Raw genomic sequence first — 18036 nt, forward strand, 5'->3', positions numbered from 1 at the left:
ACAATACTAATTTTAAAAAACAGTTAGAATATTTTCTAACTGTTTTTTAAATAAATCTTTTACTTTACATCTGTATCCCGTTTCAGCATTTTTATAAATGATAGAACGATTAATAATAATATAACCGTAAACGGTAGTGCAGACGTCAAAGATGCTGTTTGTAAGGCACCTAAACCACCTGCTAGTAATAACACTACAGCAATTGCAGTTATTAAGACACCCCATATCATTTTTACGAGCAGATTCGGATTTAAGCTACCTCTTGACGTCATACTCCCTAATATATATGTTGCTGAATCTGCTGATGTAACTAAAAATGTAAAAATAAGGATAAGCGATAAAATAGATAATATATTTGTAAGCGGAAGGTTCCCAAATGTCTCAAATAATGCAACTGCGAGATCTGCATTTACCGCTTCAGCAATTGCAGTACCTTCGTTTAAGTCACTAAATAAAGCAGTTCCGCCAAAAGTTGCTATCCACAAGCAGGCTATTGCAGGAGGAACAATTAATACACCAAATACAAATTCACGTATGGTTCTTCCTCTTGACACACGGGCTACAAACGCACCTACAAATGGGGACCAGGCAATCGTCCATGCCCAGTAAAATATCGTCCAGTCCCGCACCCATGTACCTCCCTGGTACGGAGTGAGACGTAAACTATATTGAACAAAATTAGTTAAATAATCACCTAAACCTAATACGAAAGTATTTAATATAAATACAGTTGGCCCAGCAAAAAATACAAATGCCAGTAATAAAAGACACAAACCCAAGTTTACATTACTAAGCCATTTGATTCCTTTATTTAACCCTGTACTAGATGATATCAAATAGGTGAACAGCATGATTGCAGCAATAGTCATTTGAATCCAGATAGAATTTGGTACATCAAAGACAGTTTTCAATCCCCCATTCATCTGGAGAATACCAAGACCAAGAGATGTCGCCACTCCCATTACAGTCGCAATTACTGCTAGAGTATCAATGGTCTTTCCTATTGTTTTGTTTTTACCTATCACGGGCTCAATGGATGTTGAAATTAACCCGCCCTTGCCTTTTTTAAATTGTAGATAAGCAATTATTAAACCTACAACCGCAAAAACAGACCACTGACTGATTCCCCAATGGAAAAAGGCATATCCCATTGCAATACGGGCTGCTTCTTCCGTTTGCGCTTCTAGACCGGGGAACGGTGTTTCGAAAAAATGGCTCATTGGTTCTGCAACACCCCAGAACACTAAGCCTGCTCCAAACCCTGCTGAAAACAACATGCCAATCCAAGTAAAAAAAGGATATTCCGGTCTGGAGTGCGAAGGTCCCAAACGGACTTTACCATATTTACCAATTGATAAAGTAATTAAAAATATAATAAAGATAAAAATAGACAGCAGATAAAACCAACCAAAGTTAGTGGTTGTAAAACTAAAGAGCTTTTCACTAACTTCCCCAAATTTACCTGGCATAATAGCTCCAATGATTACTAGTAACGAAACAACGAATGCAGATACAAAAAAAACGGGATTTTTATACGTATGTTTTTTCATAAATTATCCTTTCAAATATTTTTATAGTATGTATCGACCTATATGTATACCACAAAATCACTTATGTAAAACTCCTCCTTGCTTATTTCTTAATTTTCGTTAGGCATCAACCTATTCTTTTATGTACTAAATAGAATAACCAAACATTCACTATATTAACACTATCACGATAAAAATAAAATCCCACTTTAGAATGATAACATTGGATATACAAAAGAAGTCTAACCCAAATGGTCAGCTCCTCTTTTATATCCAACATGATAACTAGGCTCTCTGCAGCATTCGTTCCAGTGCAATCATTGCGTTCTTTGAAACGGACTTTTCTACTATAATTTGATTATTAATCTCACCTTCATTTAATGTTTCTAATGTCCATAATAAATGCGGCAAATCAATTCGATTCATCGTTAAGCAAGGACACATGTGAGGGTTAAGTGAAAAAACTTCTTTATCTGCATGTTGGTTTGTCAATCGATTAACAAGATTCATTTCTGTACCGACAGCCCACTTTGTTCCAGCTTGAGCCTTCGAGATTGTTTCAATAATATATTTTGTAGAACCACAGTAGTCGGATAATGCAACAACTTCTCTGCTGCATTCTGGATGTACGATAATGTTTACATCCGATTTTGATTTTCTTACCTGTTCAATATTATTTACTGTAAAGTTTTCATGTACAGAACAATGCCCCTTCCATAAGATCACTTTCACAGCTTCGGGATCCCCATCATATTCAAACGTATCCGTAATCGGATTCCAAATCGCCATTTTATCTAATGGAACACCTAGATCGTATGCTGTGTTTCTGCCTAAGTGCTGATCTGGTAAAAACAGAATTCGCTCCTTCTGTGTAAAGGCCCACTCAAGCATCTTCCTTGCATTGGAGGATGTTACGGTTGCACCACCATTTTGTCCAACAAATGACTTGATCGCTGCAGTAGAATTCACGTAAGTTAAAGGCAAAATAGTATCACCAAAATTTTCCTGCATGACTTTCCATCCGCGCTCCGTCTGATTAATATCAGCCATATCAGCCATAGAACACCCCGCACGCATATCCGGTAGAATGACTTTTTGCTCATTCCCAGTCAAAATATCTGCTGTCTCAGCCATAAAGTGGACGCCACAAAACACAATATACTCCGCCTCTTTATTCTTGGCAGATACTTGGGCGAGCTTTAAAGAGTCACCAGTTACATCAGCAAACTGAATGACTTCATCTTTTTGATAATGGTGACCTGGAATAAATAATTTAGATCCAAATTTGTCTTTTATTGTGCGGACACGTTCTTCCATTTCAGGTATCGAAAGCTTTTTGTATTTTTCCGGAAGTGTTTGACTATCCTCATTTTGAATCAAATCTAATAAACTCATTTTATCTCCTCCTCACATACGGTTAAGCTAATATCCAATGCTTTTACGGAATGCGTAATATATCCAAGCGAAATATAATCGGCACCTAAGTTCCGGTATTTAGCTAAATTGCCTAATGTAATCCCGCCAGAAATTTCGGTTACGACCAAATCTGGAACATAGGATACTAATTCTTTTACTTGTTTTGGACTGCAATTATCAAACATAATCACATCTGCCTTCGCTTCCACTGCTTCGATAACTTGTTCTTTTGTTTCTGTCTCGACCTCGACATTTACCATATGACCAATATTTTCTCTCACCCTTTGAACAGCTTCGGTAATCGATCCGCAAAAAGAAATATGATTGTCTTTTATCATCACACCGTCATATAATCCGAACCGGTGATTTCTGCCGCCACCAACAGTTACTGCATACTTTTCTAGCATCCTTAACCCTGGTGATGTTTTTCTCGTATCACATATTTTCGTATGCTTATCATTTAATGTTTGGACACTTTTATTGGTTATTGTAGAAATACCGCTCATTCTTTGAAGCAAATTTAAAATCACACGTTCCCCAGTCAATAAATAAGTGATTGGACCTGTTACTTCAGCAATAACATCTCCTTCATAAACACGATCCCCATCTTGATAAAACGTTTTCACTTCAATAGCAGGATCAAATAAATAATACCCTTCCTTAATTACATCCAACCCCGAAATAATACCTTCTTCTTTGCTGATAAATACACCTTTCCCACATTCAGTAATTGGAAAAATTGCCTGACTTGTTATATCTCGATCACCCATATCCTCTTCAAAAAAAGCGTGGAGAAGGGTACGTAGTTTGATTAGATTCATGTTATAAAGCCCCTTTACTCTTAAAATTATGCTCATCTATGTGACGGGTAATGCGCTGTTTACACCATTGCTCCACTTGTACTGGATAATCCGAACGATGATGACCTCCTCGACTTTCCGGGCGTTCCAACGCAGATGTCGTTATTAACCATGCAGTAGTTAACATATTTACAATTTCAACTTCATTTTTAGACAGCTCGTATAGAGTTTGATTGAAGAAGTCATATTTTTCCAACCACGCTTTCATTTTTTGTAAATTCTTTGCATTACGGATAACACCCACATATTTCATCATTTTATCTTTTAACTCTTTCTTCTGAGGAAGTACGGTGTGATTTATTAACTTCCCTTCCCCCTGTTTACACGCTTTTTCAAGATCACCAGAAGGGACAAGCCTATCTTTAATAGAATTATTTAGTATATCATTTGAAGCTAGATGTCCAAATACAATACCCTCTAATAAAGAATTGCTTGCCAGCCGGTTGGCTCCATGCACTCCTGTACATGCTGCTTCACCGAGTGCATATAACCCTTCCATTGACGTTTGGCCATGGTAATTTGCTTCTATTCCACCCATCATAAAATGTGCGCCAGGAGTAACAGGAAGAATGCTTTTATTTACATCAATTCCATGTTCATTGCATAAATGATGTATTGTCGGAAAGCGGGAAGCAAAAGATTTTACATTGGCTATATTCAAAAAGACTTGTTCTCCCTTATTCTGTTTATGAAATATTGTTCTAGCGACAACATCTCTTGGTGCCAAATCTTCTAGTTCGTGAACACCTTGCATCACTCTATTTCCATGACGATCGATTAAGTATGCACCTTCTCCTCGTACTGCTTCCGATACGAGACCTAGTACCTTGTTGTCTTTATATAAAAGTGTCGGATGAAATTGTATAAATTCTAAATCAGCCAGTTTAGCCCCTGCTCGATACGCGATAGCAATACCGTCACCTGTTACAGTAGCATCATTTGATGTAGTGGCATATACATGCCCACATCCCCCTGTAGCAATAATTGTTGACGGAGCATAGTAGGTTATGAGCTTATCATTGGCGTTTTTGGTAATAACTCCAATGCACCGATGATCATGTACAATCAGATCGATTACCATTTCATATTCAATGATAGACACATTGTCATTCAGCTGTTGAAACATAAATGTTATGATTGCTTTACCAGTAGCATCACCTCCAGCATGAACAATTCTCCTTTTTGAATGGGCTCCTTCCATCCCAAAATACAAATCACCATCTTTTCTCTGATCAAAGGGCATTCCATCACTTATTAACTGTTTCACATAGTCAGAGCCTTTTTGTACTAATGTTCTTGTATTACTATCGTCGTTATGAAAGCATCCGGCAATAATAGTGTCTGTATAATGGGAATGCCAATCGTCATTGCTTCGAATTGCTGCAGCAACTCCTCCTTGAGCATGAAAAGAATTACTATGATTTACACCTGATTTTGTGATAATAATCACATTCTTTTCCTTGCTTAATTGATTAGCAGCTGTTAATGCAGCAATTCCACTGCCAATAATAATGACGTCAGGGTTATTCATTTTAGGTTCTCCTCTTAATTTCTGTGAATTTATGAAATCTAATGTATATCTATATGTCTTGACATCTATATTTACATATTATTATACTAAAAACAAGCGTTAAATGATAAAAGCTTAAAGTCGTTATCGAAAATAACTAGGAGTGCTTATATGATTTACTTAGATTATGCTGCTACAACGCCAACTTCTGACGAAGCGTTACATGTTTATAATAAAGTTTCGCAGTCTTTTTATGGAAATCCCAGCAGTCTCCACGATATAGGTTCAAAAGCGCAACATTTATTGCAGTCTTGCCGCAGAGAACTATCCTCCTTATTAAATGGTTCAGAAAACGGCATCTATTTTACCAGTGGGGGCTCGGAAGCAAATATTTTGGCATTAAAATCACTTATTAATGCACATCAAGGGAAAGGAAATCATCTTATTACAACTGCTGCGGAACATTCATCTGTTTTTAATTTTTTCCAATTAATGATGGAAGAAGGGTTTGAGGTTACTTTTTTACCAATTCATGAAGATGGTCTAATTCAAATAAAAGATTTAAAACATGCAATAAAAAAATCAACGATCCTTGTATCCATTCATCATGGAAATGGCGAAATAGGAGCCGTTCAGCCAATTGAAGAGATTGGAGATTTACTTGAAGCTTATGATATATTATTTCACAGTGATTGTGTCCAAACATTTGGAAAAATACCTATTAATATCCAAAAGGCAAAGCTTGACAGTTTATCCATCTCCAGCCATAAAATATATGGACCTAAGGGTGTAGGATCTGCTTATATCAATCCAAACACAACTTGGCAGCAAGAAATTCCTGGTACAACACATGAATCTGGATTTCGCCCAGGAACAGAAAACCTTCCTGGTATTGCAGCTTTTATTACCATAGCCGCAGCCGTATGTAATCATATGGAAATCGAGCAAAAGCGATTAAATAAATTAAAATTATATTTAGTCAACGAGCTGCGAAAAAGATCCACGTTCATCCATATTGAAAGTGGTTGGTCAACTGATTATTTGCCCCATATCCTTGGTCTTAGAATAAAAGGAATGGAAGGTCAATACACCATGCTTGAGTGTAATCGTTACGGTGTTGCTGTCTCTACAGGAACCGCATGTCAAATAGCCAACCTAGCGCCTTCGCGAACAATGCTAGCCTTAGGAAGATCGGAAACAGAAGCAAAAGAATTTATTCGCTTGTCTTTGGGTAAACAATCAACAATGGAGGATATGCAAAAAACTATCTCTATCTTTGATACAATCATCGAAAAATCCCTTCTTGTTAGGAGAGAAACAAAACATTGAAAGCAAAAAAGATTACTGGTGAAGCAAGACGCACCTTCATATTAAAATTATTAAAAGAAGCAAATCAACCAATTACAGGATCTTCATTTGCCGAAAAGGCAAATGTCAGCAGACAGGTAATCGTACAAGACATCTCTATATTAAAAGCAAAAAAAGAGCCCATCATCGCTACAAGCCAAGGATATCTATACATGGCAAATGAAAAGGATGAGAAGAAAAACCAAATGGTTATCGCTTGTAATCACCATCCGGTGCAGACTCGGGAAGAATTAAACATTATCGTTGATCATGGTGTTACGGTAAAAGACATAAAAATTGAACATCCCGTTTATGGAGACCTATCAGCTTCAATCATGGTGAGTAATCGAAAAGAAGTAGATCAATTTATCAAGCAAATTGAAGAAACAAATGCTCCCTATCTTGCGCCACTTACAAACGGTACACATCTTCATACCGTAGAAGCGGATACACCGGAAAAACTTCAAGATGCCTGTAAAAAATTATTCGAAGCCGGCATTTTAATTCGTGAATAAAAGAAAAACTGATAGTTCTGTAACATTTTAGGTATTTTACCCCCTTTTTAGAAAATACTAACTGTACAACAATAAGGGGGGGTTTTTACCTATGGAAGAAAAAAAGAAACTGGATTTAGTTTCAATTGCTTCCGTTCCTTTAGTGATGACACTCGGGAATTCGATGCTAATACCGATTCTTCCAGTCATCGAAAATAAATTAAAAATCACCGCATTCCAATCCAGCTTAATCATTACCGTATATTCAATGATTGCAATTATCCTTATTCCGTTTGCTGGATATTTATCAGATCGATTCGGCAGAAAAAAAGTGATCATTCCTAGTCTGATCATTACAGCTATTGGCGGACTCATCAGTGGCCTGGCTGCAATGCTTTTTGAACAATCATATTTATTAATTTTATTAGGCAGGTTTATACAAGGTATTGGAGCTTCGGGAACTTTTCCAGTTGTACTCCCGCTAATTGGAGATATGTTTAAAGAAGATCGAAAAGTCAGCAGTGGATTAGGGCTAGTTGAGACCTCTAACACAGTAGGAAAGGTATTAAGTCCAATCATTGGAGCAGCTTTAGCGTTAATCACTTGGTACACACCACTTCTTGCTATTCCTGTATTTTGTCTGGTATCCCTAGTGCTTGTTTTCTTCTTGTTAAAGGTTCCTAAACAGCAAGAAGAACCAGTCCCACTTCGTACATTTTTCAAAAATATTAAGGAAATTTTTGCTAAAAAAGGAAGATGGCTTTATGCTATTTTCATCATTGGCTGCATCTTGATGTATGTCTTATTTGGTGTATTATTTTACTTATCCACCATACTGGAAGAAAATTATCAAATAGAAGGTATTTTGAAAGGTCTAATCCTTGCAATACCTTTATTAACTCTATCTCTAGCATCTTATATTACAGGTAAAAAAATTGGAGAAAACAAACTTCTTATGAAATGGGTAACATTTTCTGGATGCCTATTATTAACTTGTACGATATTCGCCATTAGCTTTTCAGAATCCATTTATTTATTAGTTGGAGGTCTCATCTTTAGCGGAATAGGTATAGGAATGGCCCTTCCTTGCCTAGATACATTTATAACAGGTGGAGTTAAAAAAGAGGAAAGAGGGACAGTCAGTTCAATTTATAGCAGTATGCGCTTTATTGGTGTTGCTCTAGGACCGCCACTATTTGCGATGATTATGAAATATTCCCATCAGACACTTTTTTTGACTACTGCTGCTATATGTATAATTGCTTCTGGATTTGCTCTTATTTCCATAAAACCAAAAAGAAATTACAATCCGGCATTATCGGAATAACTAAAAAATAGCAACTGGAAATTCATCTCCAGCTGCTATTTTTTATTAGCTTGTACAATACTAGGAATAGCCAGACAAACTGATTGGATTATTTATCTTGATCGGTAATAATGAGAGGACCGTCTTTCGTGATTGCAATTGTATGTTCGTATTGGGCAGAACGGCCTTTATCGACAGTTCTGGCTGTCCAATTATTAGCATCCATCTTACTTCGCCACTCTCCCTCATTGATCATTGGTTCAATTGTAATAACCATTCCTTCTTTTAATCGCAAACCTTTATTTGGTACCCCAAAATGTGGAATGTAAGGTGATTCATGAATAGTAGGTCCGATACCATGGCCGGTAAAATCACGGACAACCGAAAATCCTTCACCTTCTGCATAAGTTTGAATTGCATGTCCAATATCACCAATGCGCTTTCCTGCCTGTGCTTGTTCAATTCCTTTATACAAAGCCGTTTTTGTAACTTCTAATAATCGCTTTCCTTTTTCATCAACATTTCCAACTGCATACGACCAAGCGGAATCTGCTAATCCTCCATTTAAATTCACTACCATATCAATTGTGACAATATCCCCGTCTTCAAGCTTTTCGTTACGAGGAAATCCATGACAAATTTCATCATTAATGGAAGCGCATGTTGCATATTTATATCCATTATATCCTTTTTGCTCAGCCGTAGCCCCGTGTTTAGCTAAAAAGCTTTCAACAAATGCTTCAATTTCCATCGTTGTAATTCCCGGTTTAATCATCTTAGCAATTTCTTTATGACACTGGACAAGTATATCACCTGCAGCTTGCATTTGTTCTATTTCTCGTTTACTTTTTCGTGTAATCATTTCTTTTCTTCCTTCCTGCTGATCGTTAAAATCAATCTAATTTTATGTTATATGATATCCTTCTGTTCTCATCATCCATAACCTACAGTCAGTTTACTATAAAATAAACGATGATGCGAACAATGCGCAAATCAAAATAAGACATAATACTTTCAACTACAACAAGAAGAATACAGAGAGTACAAAACCCTCTGTATCCTTTAAACCACTAACAATAGCCGCCGAATCCAGCGCCGCCATAACCATAACCGCCACCTGTATATGAGGTTCCAACTATGATTAATAATATAAACAGGACGACTATCAGTGCAAAACCTCCACCGTAGCCACCTAGACCTGTGCTCATGTTATTCCCTCCCCGTTGATTTCGATCACTATACATTATGCAACGTGAAATCATTTAGGTAGGGCGTTTGTCGGATGACCTTTTATAAGTAATCTCGTACGTAATAAATATTTCCATTTTTCACCGTTGCTTCATCTCTAAGAATATCAACCAGAACGCCTCCAACAGTCTCTGTGTTCTTTAAATGATTATTTTTCTTATAATCTTTAAACTTTTCAACATCCATAAATTCATCATAACTGCTCGTACGAATTTGCTCCTGCATGGCTGTATCCATAACCCCGGGGCTAAATGCGATAATTTTATTCCCTGTCTTTAGTTCATCCTGCTCTAATGACACAGTTTTAGTATACATGTTCATACTTGCTTTTGTACTGCAGTAGGCACTCCATCCGTAAACAGGACGTTCAGCAGCACCTGATGTGATTATTACGCTAATTAAAGGCACATCTTTTTCAAGTGATTTTTGTAAAAATAAATTTGTTAATACCATTGGAGCCACCGTATTTACCTGTACATGGTAAGCTAAATCTTCTGCTTGAATATTCATTGCCTGGTCAATTGGTTCAACTACAGCAGCATTGTTTACTAGGTAAACAAATGACGGTTCTTTAGCATAAAGCGTTTTACTAATATCATTAAACGCTTTTTCGATACTTGCTACATCTCCCAGATCACAAGTATAGTGTGTAAACAATTGATTATTCTGTTCTGCTATTTGTGATAACGCGTCATTTTTAGTGCGGGAGATTCCAATAACATTGACTCCGGCTTCTAGAAACAATTTAGCAACTGATTCTCCCAATCCTTTTGAAACCCCTGTTACAACAGCAAATTTCATTTGCTCCCCTCCTATGCTCCTAAAAAAAGCTTTGTTTTAATTTACTATCATTATAACAATTTTGAAACGATTTAACAGGATGGCTGTTTTCGTATACTTTGTTATTTATGCCATTCCAGTTGAAAATTTCCTTTCACCACACAAATGATTCAATTCTGTTTACATAAATAGTCTCCAGATAACACTTTTATTTCTTCCTTAAGCTATCCCAATAATACACCAGTGTTTCCATTCCCTTTTTGAAGCTGTCTAATGGAAAGCTTTCGTTTGGGGAATGGATACGGTCTTCTGGCGTTCCAAATCCTAATAAAACAATTGGAATATCGTAAATTGCTTCCATCCATTCTACAACCGGAATAGAACCTCCCATTCTTACATAGACTGTTTCTTTACCAAATGCTTTTGTATAGCTTGCTGCTGCTTTTTGAATGAGTGGATGATCCGGTTCCACTTTGTACGCTTTGGCTGATAATTTTTCCTTTTTCACATTTACTTTAACACCTGTTGGTGCATGATGATAAACATGCTTTTCTAACAAATTCTGTATTTTTTCAGGGTCTTGTCCTGGTACTAAACGACAAGTGATTTTTGCAGTTGCAGACGACGGGATAATTGTTTTTGTTCCTTCTCCCTGATAGCCACCATACATACCATTAATCTCAAAGGTCGGGCGCGCCATTGTATGTTCTTTTGCTGTATATCCCGTCTCAGATGCTGTTTCTGTTACACCAGTTGTCGTTTGATAATCTTCACCTTGCACATTTTTAATCAACTTTCTTTCTTCATCAGACAATGGTTCCACATCGTCATAAAATCCTTCAACTGTAATTACTTCATCTTTGTTTTTCATAGATGCTAAAATTTGCGTTAAAGCCATAATTGGATTCTTAATGGCTCCTCCATACATACCAGAATGGAGGTCGTGGTCTGGTCCCTTTACAGTAATCTCAATACCAGTAAAGCCTTTTAGTCCATATAAAATAGTCGGCTGATTTTTAGCAACCATGCCTGAGTCGGAAATGACAGCAAAGTCTGCAGCGAATAAATCTTTTTTAGTATGTAAAATATCATATAAATTTTCACTACCAATTTCTTCTTCGCCTTCAATACATACCTTCACGTTTATTGGCAGCTTCCCTTCTGTTTTTATAAAAGCTTCAAATACTGCTAAGTGCATAAATACTTGGCCTTTATCGTCACTTGAGCCACGAGCGTACAAACGCCCATCACGAATTTCCGGCTTAAATGGGTCACTCTTCCATTGATCTATTGGATCAACTGGCTGTACATCATAGTGACCATAAAACAACACGGTAGGTGCTTCAGTTCCTGCTTGAGTATACTCTGCATAAATAAGTGGATGACCAGGGGTTTCCATCTGTGTAACGTTCTCAAATCCCAGTTCAGATAAATAACTCTTTAAAAATTCTGCTGCTTCTAGAATATTCTGTTTATGTGTACTGTCTGTGCTAACACTCGGTATAGATAAAAAATCATTCCATTTTTTCATTAAATCTTCATTATGATCATTTAAATAATTTAATACATCCCTTGTCATAAAAATTCCTCCTATCCACCTCTATTTTAGCATATTACTTGCCGAAAATTGAAAAACGAGCGCTCTTTCGAGTCGCTCGTTTTATTTTATCTATTTCCTTGTGGGAATACACGTTCAATCATGTCTCCAAATTGGTCAAAGAATCCGCCAATTGGGTTACCATTCCTGGCTTCATTGGCATAATCATTCGTTAAATCAATAAAATCCGGGTTTGTAGTAACATAAACATTGTCAATATCATTATCAACAGATTTTACTACGTCGGTGATTTGTTGCTTGACTTCATCCGTAACATCATTATCATTGTTTTCATTATCATTGTTTCGTGTATTATTATTTTTTCTGTTTAAATCGCCTGTATTATTTATACCATCATTATTTGTTACTCCGTCATTGTTTCGGTCATTATGATTGTTGTTATTGTCATTATCATCATTGTTTAAAACCGCACCAACATATGCATTGTTGTCAGTTGTTAATACATATGCGCGATCAATCTCATCTACCTTATCTGTAATCTTGTCTGCTGCTTGCTTTGACACATTGTATCTGCGATCATTATCTCTATTCCTATCTTGTGCGTCATTTACCCGATCATTTCGGTTATCATTATCACGTACATTACGTGTATTGTTATCCGCACGGTCATTGTAGCGAGTTTGTTCTACATTATTGTCAGCATCATTATTTGTTGCACCATTGTCCCTATTGGCATCATCATTTGCTGTACCACAACCAACAAGTGCTAACGTTGTTGCTAAGGCTACACTTGCTACTTTAAATTTCATGTTTTTTAATCCTCCTTTTCTGTTTGGTTTTAGTATGTAACAGAAAGGAGTTTTTATTTACGCTTTTTATCATTGTGTCTTTTTGGTAATTACACCAATATTGTATCAGACAATATATAGAGAAATAGGAAACCCTACAAATAACCCTTTAATTAAGGAGGGATATTGATGGACATTCCTGATTACGACAAAGCTTTATATTATACACTTTGGGGACAATGGGATGATTTGCTTGTATTGATGGTTCGGACTAAAGATGATATGCTTTCTAAAAAAATAGAACTTTTTTTACATGCTTACCATTATGCTCCAGATCAAAAGTCTATATTGGAATCCCACGATGACCTTCTGTATTATTTGGAACATGCAATGAAATCAGTACCTGCTGCAGTAATGGAAGTATGATTACACGATGCACCATTCTCATGGATGGTGCATCTTTTTAAAGGGCCTTTTCTTTTGACATTCTTTACTTTGCTTTTATTGGCTTCACAAATTATTATCTTTTACTGGCTCTGTTTGAGGCTCTTGTATTTGTTTTTCTTCATTAAATTGATAAAAGGATTGAATCATTTCTTTGTCTTCTTCGTTGAAATTATTTTTCACCATATTCTTTTCATCTATTTCTAATGCCATTGTTTCGTTCATTGTTTGATTATTCTTCTGTGCTTTTTCCCTAATTTTTTTTGGCACTTGGAATGTAGCAATTCCCCAGCCAGATTCTTTATCGGATAAATGATTTTGTAATCGTTTAATTAAATCCCCATTTTGAGCCTCTTCATTCACAAAGCTTACACCAATCAGCATATTTTTTCCATGTTTAACTAGTCCTGCTTCCTCACTATGCATCATAATCTTTGCAATTACTTTTTCTAAATATTTGTTTTTATAATTTGTTAATTTTTTCACAAGTTGATCTGCATCATCGTTTAAAGGTGTAATACGATGGACATGTAATGATTCATCAATTATTAATTCGACACTAGGATTAATTTCTAAATTAATATAGGCATATGTTTTATTTTTTCCCATAATAAAATAAAGGGGCATTACAACAAGTAACAGCATGCAAACCATCGCAACAATACGAACGGGTGATTTTACCTGTTTTTTAAAATATAAAAAGAATGATTTCTCGGATGCGATGGGTTTAAAATATACTTCATCACCTATTTCAACGTTCTCCACAGATGCTGCTTTTTTAAAAATACCTTCCTTTGTCATAATAATAATATAACGACTGTGCTTTTCCATCACAATGCCTTTCTTCACTTACCCACCCCCCCTTAAATAATCCTTAAGATAAACATAGTCTTCGTTAAGTACAATAAACATTGCTAAAATAAACTTTCGGTTCCTCTCTAATGTTTTCTTACTCACATTTACCTTTTGGATTAGATCCTTTATTGGCAGTCTTTTTTTAGCTCGTACATATTCTCTTAATGCTTTATCATGAAAAAGAATTTTTGCTACTTCTACAGCAGATTCCCTGGCATCTTGGTGTTTGGGTGAAACTTCCGTGAGTTCAAGTAAAGATAATTTATACGTAGCTAACTTTTCTTTGTAATCCTTTATTTCTTCTTTCCGATGCCATGCATCCTGTTCCTGAATATAAGCTTCTTTCGCTGCTGCTACTTCCAGCGGATTTTCCATTTGCTCCACATCGTACGTTTCATCCAAAGATGCCGCAACAGGGGCTTTTTTGATATAACGAATATAGTCGATCACTCTTCGTTTAACAACAAGCTTTGCAAAAGAGAAGAAAGAGCTTCCCCTTTCAGCGGAAAAGCTTAATAAAGCATCATTAAACGCTGACAAGCCAATGCTAAATTCATCATCCTGCTCAGGGTCGATATAACGTTTGCAAACTTCTGAAACGCATTTAGCAATAAATGGCTGATACATTTTCAACAAATAATTCTGGGCTTCATCATTCCCTTCTTGAACTAATTTTATCATCTCATCCAGGGGCATATTATTAAACTCATCCATAACTTAGAGCACCCCCAGTCGCTATAAATTTCGTTTTAGGTTTATCTTTTTTGGGTGTACCATTATTTATATATTTAAAACATACGCGGTTCCTTTTCTTTAACATGATGATTCCACCATCTTTTTTTAGTTATTTCAAAATGCTTCAACATGCTTAATAGTACCCTAATGAACTATGTGAAGCTATCTCAAAATAGTTACATTTCCTTTAAATATCAGTAACTTATTTACCAGGTTACTGTAAAAAAAGTGGAACAACAGTTTATTTATTGAACTTTTGATACCTGTAATAGTAATCAATCGGAACAAACATTCCTACCTTCCCATATTCGTCATGATCTAAAGTACCAAATACAACTCCGATCACTTTTTCGTTTTCATTAATAACCGGACTGCCGCTGTTGCCACGATAGACCGGAGCTTTTATCATAACAACTTCTTCGGTCCAATTATTCAATTTCACATCATCAATAATTTCACCTTCATTAGCGATCCCTTGAAAGTTTAATGGATTACCAATAAACTTTATGATCTCGTTGGAGTGAAATGAAGGATTTTCGGCCAAATCTAAAAAGGGGAGTTTTTCCCCGTTTTCTCTATCTATTTGAAGAACTGCCAAATCAATATTTGGGTACGTCTCAACAACTTCAGCCGTAAAAAGACCCTTCTCAGGAAAAGCCACAGTGACACTGGCATCTCCCTCAACAACATGATGATTTGTTAATATCTTTCCATCATCTGTAATGGAGAAACCAGTACCTCTGGCATCTTCAGTTTCTATAACAACTACTGCCTTTTTATACACTTGAACCATTTTTTGTTGAGACAACTTTGCAGAAGTCGTTAAAAAATCAATCGCAGGAACCGAAAATGTTTGAGGCAAAAGAGCTACGATATTAAACACCATCGCAATAGCAATAAACCAAAACGCCCATTTTGGAAATGGACGTTTTGACTTGGGTGGTTTTCCTTTCTTTTCTCTATCTAATGCTTTTTCTCTTTCGACTTGCAATAGTTCCTCCATCTCGTCAGCATCTAATTCTTCAAATAGATCTTCATCTATGATGTCATTTTTATGTTCGTCATTCGAACCCATACGTCACCTCGTCAATTTAAAAACATGAAAAAAAAGAGAATCGAGCTATTCTCTTGAAAGTGGATAAGTTATATACTTTTTAACTCTAGTTTACTTTTTGTTTTAAGCCTAAATAAATGTACCAAGCGCTCTATGTTTCATTGACTACATTCGTTTCGCTGGAAGTGTTTATGAAAACTCTGGGATGTTTCATAGCAAAAACGGACTTGCTTCATTGGTTTAGTGCACAGCCGGAAATTTCGAACAATTCGTTTTATATGTAAACCCCATTTAGTTATTATACGCTTATTATAGCACGAATCGTCAAAAGTAGACAAGTTTAATTATGAATTTTCTGAAATAGTATATGCTATAAATTTATATTTTTTTGCAATAACTATACGAATTTATCTAAATTTCTGCTATATTATTATAATAAAGGCAAAATTTTAAGGAGATGTTTCCCATTATTAAGTATCTGGAAGAAATGCTAAAATATAACAAAGAATTCGTAGCAGACAAAAAATATGAACAATATAAAACAGATAGTTTTCCAAATAAACGGATGGTTATCTTTACTTGTATGGAATCACGCTTAGTAGAACTACTGCCACGTTCTTTAAACATCCAAAATGGGGATGTGAAGATGCTGAAAAATGCAGGAGCTATTATCCGAAAACCATTTGACAGTATAATGAAAAGTATACTTGTTGCCGTTTATAGCTTAAAGGCAGAGGAAGTAATAGTTATCGGGCATCATGACTGTGGCATGTCACATGTAAACACAGACCAATTAATGGATACTATGTCAGACAGAGGAATATCGGATGAAGCCTTATCCACATTAGAGCATGCAGGTATCGATTTCGAAGAAGAATTCCATGGTTTTGAAACGGTCGAGCAGTCTGTTGAACAAAGTGTAGGCATTATCCGTAATCATCCCCTTCTGCCGGAAGAAGTAAAAGTACATGGACTTGTGATCGACCCAGGAACCGGTAAAGTAGACGTTGTTACAGAAGATAATTAAAAAGCCAAGAATAAGTAAAAATGGGTTCGGTCTTTGATGATCGAACCCATTTTTCTCAGGATTACTTTCGTGATCTTTTGCCTATTTCTGTTCATGGCGATGCACTTTTTCAAGTTTACCGCCTTGAACGCAAACCCTAATTCATTTCCCACCTTCTCTTTGCCCCTCACCGACAAACGCGTGAAGCGCAAATTAGCCTTCTGAAAGCTTCTTTCTAATATATTCTTTTTGCTGCTCCCATTTTTCGTTATAATAAATTTTCCGGTTGTTTCCTTCTTTTGCTTTTCTGTCTTCAAATAACTGTTGCGTTTTCCGAGGATTTTCATGTCATTTTCGTATTTCTGTTTGCGGATTAAAAAGTCCTGGAATCGTTTGCGATATTGTTACGGTTCTTTACGCTCGGAACGAAGCTGCTTACGTTCACTTCCATCTTCATTTGCTTCCATTTGCGCAAACGATTAATCGTTTAGGGTTTCAAAATCTGGAATGTGGTGTTAAGCCATGTAGCGAAGAAATTAATTAGAGTCATATTCCATTTCATGCAAACAGGCGAATTATATAAAGAAGTTGTTTATACGTAATATTTTGACCGTTATAAAATACTAAAGTTTAACAAAAATACACAGATTGATGATTAATTAACCATCAAGCTTATTTGCATGTCCAAATTCCCAATAAAAATAGTATTAAATTTTGTCGCTAGCACTATTGACTTTATATAGTTAGTCTCTTTTTATTTTCATATTATATTTTTTTTGATTGGAATGTCAACACTCAACTGAACAAATTTTTAAAGGTGTTTCAACTTGTATTCAGCTGGTGTTAAATAATCTAGCGATCCGTGAATTCGAATATTATTAAACCAATTCACATAATCGAAAAGTTCAAGGTCAAGTGCTTGTTTGCAAGGGAAAATAGTGCCGCCCACAAATTCTGTCTTAATCGTCTTAAACATTGCTTCAGCGACGGCGTTATCGTAAGGAGACCCTCTTTCACTCAAGGAACGTTCGATACCAAAAGCATCTAAAGCATCGTCGATGAGCTGGTTTTTAAACTCATTACCGCGATCTGTGTGAAATATTTCG

General features: G+C 36.0%; 17 protein-coding genes and 2 pseudogenes. 5 read left to right on the forward strand and 14 right to left on the reverse strand.

The genetic code is table 11. From position 1 onward, the window contains the following. Nucleotides 1-59: 59 nt before the first annotated feature. From J2Z81_RS06475 to nadB, 4 genes are all read right to left on the reverse strand, one after another. On the reverse strand, nucleotides 60-1550 hold the full coding sequence (locus J2Z81_RS06475) for a BCCT family transporter (protein ID WP_226370941.1): 1491 nt from the start codon (nucleotides 1548-1550) through the stop codon (nucleotides 60-62). 264 nt (nucleotides 1551-1814) lie between these two features. Next, complete coding sequence (gene nadA, locus J2Z81_RS06480; RefSeq protein WP_029270144.1) at nucleotides 1815-2924, reverse strand: quinolinate synthase NadA; 1110 nt, start codon at nucleotides 2922-2924, stop codon at nucleotides 1815-1817. Then, a complete protein-coding gene (gene nadC, locus J2Z81_RS06485) occupies nucleotides 2921-3766 on the reverse strand; it encodes a carboxylating nicotinate-nucleotide diphosphorylase (protein ID WP_029270146.1) in 846 nt (281 codons plus the stop codon). The genes nadA and nadC overlap by 4 nt, the downstream gene beginning before the upstream one ends. A 1-nt stretch (nucleotide 3767) precedes the next feature. Continuing rightward, nucleotides 3768-5336: an L-aspartate oxidase gene (gene nadB, locus J2Z81_RS06490; RefSeq protein ID WP_029270147.1), complete on the reverse strand. Its 1569-nt coding sequence runs from the start codon at nucleotides 5334-5336 to the stop codon at nucleotides 3768-3770. 150 nt (nucleotides 5337-5486) lie between these two features. On the opposite strand from nadB, the gene J2Z81_RS06495 reads away from it, so the two are divergent. The 3 genes from J2Z81_RS06495 to J2Z81_RS06505 all read left to right on the forward strand — a co-directional run bounded on the left by J2Z81_RS06495 (nucleotide 5487) and on the right by J2Z81_RS06505 (nucleotide 8483). Then, nucleotides 5487-6644 carry an IscS subfamily cysteine desulfurase gene (locus J2Z81_RS06495; RefSeq protein WP_029270149.1) on the forward strand — a complete coding sequence of 386 codons (1158 nt, stop codon included), beginning with the start codon at nucleotides 5487-5489 and terminating at the stop codon, nucleotides 6642-6644. Next, entirely contained in the window at nucleotides 6641-7177 is a 537-nt protein-coding gene (locus J2Z81_RS06500) for a transcription repressor NadR (protein WP_029270152.1), read from the forward strand. The genes J2Z81_RS06495 and J2Z81_RS06500 overlap by 4 nt, the downstream gene beginning before the upstream one ends. Before the next feature lie 91 nt (nucleotides 7178-7268). Further along, nucleotides 7269-8483, forward strand: coding sequence for an MFS transporter (locus J2Z81_RS06505; RefSeq protein WP_029270154.1), 1215 nt, complete (start codon nucleotides 7269-7271; stop codon nucleotides 8481-8483). An 88-nt stretch (nucleotides 8484-8571) separates the two neighbouring features. Here the strand turns inward: J2Z81_RS06505 and map are convergent, their stop codons facing one another. From map to J2Z81_RS06530, 5 genes and pseudogenes are all read right to left on the reverse strand, one after another. Continuing rightward, a complete protein-coding gene (map, locus tag J2Z81_RS06510; protein WP_029270156.1) occupies nucleotides 8572-9324 on the reverse strand; it encodes a type I methionyl aminopeptidase in 753 nt (250 codons plus the stop codon). 250 nt (nucleotides 9325-9574) lie between these two features. Continuing rightward, nucleotides 9575-9670: pseudogene (locus J2Z81_RS06515) on the reverse strand (YjcZ family sporulation protein); the annotation flags it as partial. An 82-nt stretch (nucleotides 9671-9752) separates the two neighbouring features. Further along, the gene (locus J2Z81_RS06520) at nucleotides 9753-10511 is read right to left on the reverse strand and encodes a (S)-benzoin forming benzil reductase (protein WP_029270158.1); all 759 of its coding nucleotides are present in this window, start codon (nucleotides 10509-10511) and stop codon (nucleotides 9753-9755) included. Between the two features lie 187 nt (nucleotides 10512-10698). Next, nucleotides 10699-12069 (reverse strand): dipeptidase, encoded by a 1371-nt coding sequence (locus tag J2Z81_RS06525; protein ID WP_029270160.1) that lies wholly within the window; start codon nucleotides 12067-12069, stop codon nucleotides 10699-10701. 86 nt (nucleotides 12070-12155) lie between these two features. Then, nucleotides 12156-12857 (reverse strand): YhcN/YlaJ family sporulation lipoprotein, encoded by a 702-nt coding sequence (locus J2Z81_RS06530; RefSeq protein ID WP_029270162.1) that lies wholly within the window; start codon nucleotides 12855-12857, stop codon nucleotides 12156-12158. Between the two features lie 168 nt (nucleotides 12858-13025). On the opposite strand from J2Z81_RS06530, the gene J2Z81_RS06535 reads away from it, so the two are divergent. Continuing rightward, entirely contained in the window at nucleotides 13026-13262 is a 237-nt protein-coding gene (locus J2Z81_RS06535; RefSeq protein ID WP_029270164.1) for a YhdB family protein, read from the forward strand. Nucleotides 13263-13346: 84 nt separating this feature from the next. Here J2Z81_RS06535 and J2Z81_RS06540 read toward each other — a convergent pair whose 3' ends face one another. The 3 genes from J2Z81_RS06540 to J2Z81_RS06550 form a co-directional block, all read right to left on the reverse strand. Further along, entirely contained in the window at nucleotides 13347-14129 is a 783-nt protein-coding gene (locus tag J2Z81_RS06540; protein ID WP_029270166.1) for an anti-sigma factor domain-containing protein, read from the reverse strand. Beyond that, entirely contained in the window at nucleotides 14130-14849 is a 720-nt protein-coding gene (sigI, locus tag J2Z81_RS06545) for an RNA polymerase sigma-I factor (protein WP_029270168.1), read from the reverse strand. It lies immediately after the preceding gene. Nucleotides 14850-15111: 262 nt separating this feature from the next. Next, nucleotides 15112-15945 carry a S1C family serine protease gene (locus J2Z81_RS06550; RefSeq protein WP_029270170.1) on the reverse strand — a complete coding sequence of 278 codons (834 nt, stop codon included), beginning with the start codon at nucleotides 15943-15945 and terminating at the stop codon, nucleotides 15112-15114. A gap of 448 nt (nucleotides 15946-16393) precedes the next feature. On the opposite strand from J2Z81_RS06550, the gene J2Z81_RS06555 reads away from it, so the two are divergent. Further along, complete coding sequence (locus tag J2Z81_RS06555) at nucleotides 16394-16951, forward strand: beta-class carbonic anhydrase (protein ID WP_029270172.1); 558 nt, start codon at nucleotides 16394-16396, stop codon at nucleotides 16949-16951. On the opposite strand, the pseudogene J2Z81_RS16185 reads toward J2Z81_RS06555, so the two are convergent. Next, nucleotides 16948-17236: pseudogene (locus J2Z81_RS16185) on the reverse strand (hypothetical protein); the annotation flags it as partial. The gene J2Z81_RS06555 and the pseudogene J2Z81_RS16185 sit on opposite strands and share 4 nt — an antisense overlap. A gap of 505 nt (nucleotides 17237-17741) precedes the next feature. Continuing rightward, nucleotides 17742-18036, reverse strand: a 295-nt coding sequence (locus J2Z81_RS06565; RefSeq protein ID WP_226370942.1) for an IS3 family transposase, incomplete at its 5' end; no start/stop codon positions are given.

It is taken from the genome of Virgibacillus alimentarius (genome assembly GCF_017874635.1).
Lineage (GTDB): Bacteria > Bacillota > Bacilli > Bacillales > Amphibacillaceae > Virgibacillus_B > Virgibacillus_B alimentarius.